The sequence below is a fragment of the Aliidiomarina iranensis genome (assembly GCF_003987135.1).
GTDB lineage: Bacteria > Pseudomonadota > Gammaproteobacteria > Enterobacterales > Alteromonadaceae > Aliidiomarina > Aliidiomarina iranensis.
In genome coordinates, this window is sequence record NZ_PIPJ01000021.1 from 1 (window position 1) to 2,400 (window position 2,400).

Here is a 2,400-nt window from a genome sequence, read left to right on the forward strand (position 1 = left end):
CGGTTCGTCGCAGCAGTCAGTTATTGAAAGCCTCTGAGCTCGGTGTGGATGAAACATAACAAGTCAATGAACTACGCGCCGTCGGCGCCGGACGCGCTAAAGCACGCCGGTTATTTCGAGCGTTAGCTCAAAAGGAGAACCATGGCAGATTTAAATGAAAAAGAAGGCTCCATTGTCAGCTATTGCCCTGGTTGTCGAGGTGGTAGAAGCACCTTCGAATGGAAGGTGGATGGTCGCGAAATTGGAGCCCACGAAAGAAGAGAAGAAGATCATTACTGGTCAGACTGCGTAGTTTCTTACAGGCTCTTTAAATGTGCCGGCTGCGGGATTGGGGCATTTGGTGTTGTTAAAATGGGCGGCGGAGGAAATTATCCTGGTTCATACAATCGCCTTATTAGGTTTTTTCCAGAAGCTAAGCAGCGGTTACCTGTCCCACATTCGGTACCTCAGGGTATCGTCACAGAGTTTCGTGAGGCTGAAACGTGCTTGGAGAACATGTGCATTCGAGCTGCGGCTGGGCTAATTCGTTCTGTGCTTGATAAAACTCTACGTGCTAATGGCTATAAAACTAAGCAGGAATCCAATCTGTATAAACAAATTGAAGCAGCCGCTGAAGATGGTGTCATAACGCAAGCAAGAAAGCGCCGAGCACATGATGAGATTAGAGTTCTCGGTAACGATGTTCTACACGATGATTGGCATGAAATTTCAGAGGAAGATGTTGAGGCTGCAAGGCATTACTGTCAGAGAATCCTTGAAGATTTTTATGATGATCGCGAATCGGTTTTGGCGCTGTTAAGAGAAGCTGGGAGAGTTCCCGAAGAGGACCGTCAAGTTGAAACTGAAGAGAGCGAGAGCTAACAAACGCATGTTGCCGGACTGGTTTTCCTCTACGCTCCAAACCAGCCGCAAATGCGGGCGTTAGGTGATAGCTATGGCGATGAAGCTCAACATTCTATGCATAGTGATTCTTTTCAATGCCAGTGCCAGTGCTAATGCGGAATACTGTCTCCGATTCGCAGACCAATCCCGGGTGGAGGAAGTATTGCAGAGTCTTGCGCCTATGGGGACCGACCGAGAAGATGTAAAAATTGCCTTTTCCTCAAACTGCGAGGCCACTGAACTGTATGAGCACCATTATCTAGACATCCCGTTGAAGAGCCAAATCAACAATCATGAAGTAGAAGTCTGGTCCTGGATTAAAGTACAAGAAGGCCCCTTTCGTTTTGCTAAGCGTTTGTTCCTAAAATCATACGTAGTTGGTAGTATACTTTTCGACAAAAAAGGGAAAGTAGTAGGGTATAAAATCGAAATTCAAACTGCCAGTTTGTAGCGTCAATGTCACCTAACAATTCAAGGCAGTGGGACATATTTTGCTTCGCTGCACTCAAAACGCAAAATATGCCCATGCTTGGGGCGTTATATGGTGTCAGCCGAGGGGGAGTTATGAACTCTGAAAAGTATGACCGGAATGTCTCGCTGCATTGCCCTACTTGTGGAGCAACACAATTTGAGTATGACGAAACCCTTGAGGATGATCACTCAATGGTTCGTTGCATATCCTGTGATCGGGAAGTAACAAAGGCCGAACTCATCCATGAAAATTCAGAAAATATAAACGAGCATATGGAGGAAATAGGTAAGCAAGCCGCAGACGACGTAGCCAAAGAGATGAGGAAGTCCCTGAAAAAAGCGTTCCGCGGAAACAAAAACATAAAGTTTAAGTAGGTGTTATGGATGTATCTCTAGGTGAGGTAATTGCTGCTATAGCGCTATTATTTTCAGGTTATGCGACCTGGCGTTCGCGTGGTTTGCGAAAGAAAGAAGAAGAACTGATCGAAGTTCAGCGTAAATTGAACGAGCTAATGCTTGATAAAGAAAAGAGGGAGGCGCAAAGCGCCAATTCAGCTGAGCTCGGCGCAAATTTCATTACATTAGGCAGCAAAAAGCACCGCCTCAAGGTCTTTAATAAAGGTAAAGCAACGGCATATCAGGTTAGCCTTGAATTTCCTGAAGGTAATGACTGCATCATGAATTCCGACTTGGAGGAAAAGTTTCCAATGGAAGCAATGGAACCGGGACAATCCGTGGAGTTGATTGCCTCATTCGTAATGCAAACCAAGCGTAAGCAAGCAATACGGCTGCATTGGATGAATGCTGAAGGCGAATCGTTTGAAAAGGTTGTCCATGCAACTCTTTAGTACATATAACCAGCCGCTGTTGCCGGACAATTTTTCCACCGCTACGCGGCTCAAAAATTTCCGCAAAGCTTTGCGTTATATACCAGAGAGTACAAAATCGACTGCGGCAATAATTTCAGAGCGATATGCTGATAGATCATAATCATGACCCCGGAGCTGGCTGCGATCAATCCCGGCAATGTCTTGGGTTATTGCAATA

The 2,400-nt window shown here is 45.7% G+C and carries 4 protein-coding genes; all 4 read left to right on the forward strand.

Going from position 1 to position 2,400, the window contains the following annotated elements:
• The first annotated feature begins 141 nt into the window (after positions 1–141).
• The 4 genes from CWE08_RS11975 to CWE08_RS11990 all read left to right on the forward strand — a co-directional run bounded on the left by CWE08_RS11975 (position 142) and on the right by CWE08_RS11990 (position 2,201).
• Complete coding sequence (locus tag CWE08_RS11975) at positions 142–861, forward strand: DUF4145 domain-containing protein (RefSeq protein WP_126768508.1); 720 nt, start codon at positions 142–144, stop codon at positions 859–861.
• 73 nt (positions 862–934) lie between these two features.
• Positions 935–1,333 (forward strand): hypothetical protein, encoded by a 399-nt coding sequence (locus CWE08_RS11980; protein ID WP_126768510.1) that lies wholly within the window; start codon positions 935–937, stop codon positions 1,331–1,333.
• 113 nt (positions 1,334–1,446) lie between these two features.
• Positions 1,447–1,728 carry an ECs_2282 family putative zinc-binding protein gene (locus tag CWE08_RS12345; RefSeq protein ID WP_126768511.1) on the forward strand — a complete coding sequence of 94 codons (282 nt, stop codon included), beginning with the start codon at positions 1,447–1,449 and terminating at the stop codon, positions 1,726–1,728.
• Between the two features lie 5 nt (positions 1,729–1,733).
• Entirely contained in the window at positions 1,734–2,201 is a 468-nt protein-coding gene (locus CWE08_RS11990; protein ID WP_126768513.1) for a hypothetical protein, read from the forward strand.
• The last annotated feature ends 199 nt before the right edge of the window (positions 2,202–2,400 follow it).

What these genes read in the sequence shown, in the direction of transcription:
- CWE08_RS11975 (WP_126768508.1), top strand. Translation starts at nt 142, where the DNA reads ATGGCAGATTTAAATGAAAAAGAAGGCTCCATTGTCAGCTATTGCCCT.
- CWE08_RS11980 (WP_126768510.1), top strand. Translation starts at nt 935, where the DNA reads ATGGCGATGAAGCTCAACATTCTATGCATAGTGATTCTTTTCAATGCC.
- CWE08_RS12345 (WP_126768511.1), top strand. Translation starts at nt 1,447, where the DNA reads ATGAACTCTGAAAAGTATGACCGGAATGTCTCGCTGCATTGCCCTACT.
- CWE08_RS11990 (WP_126768513.1), top strand. Translation starts at nt 1,734, where the DNA reads ATGGATGTATCTCTAGGTGAGGTAATTGCTGCTATAGCGCTATTATTT.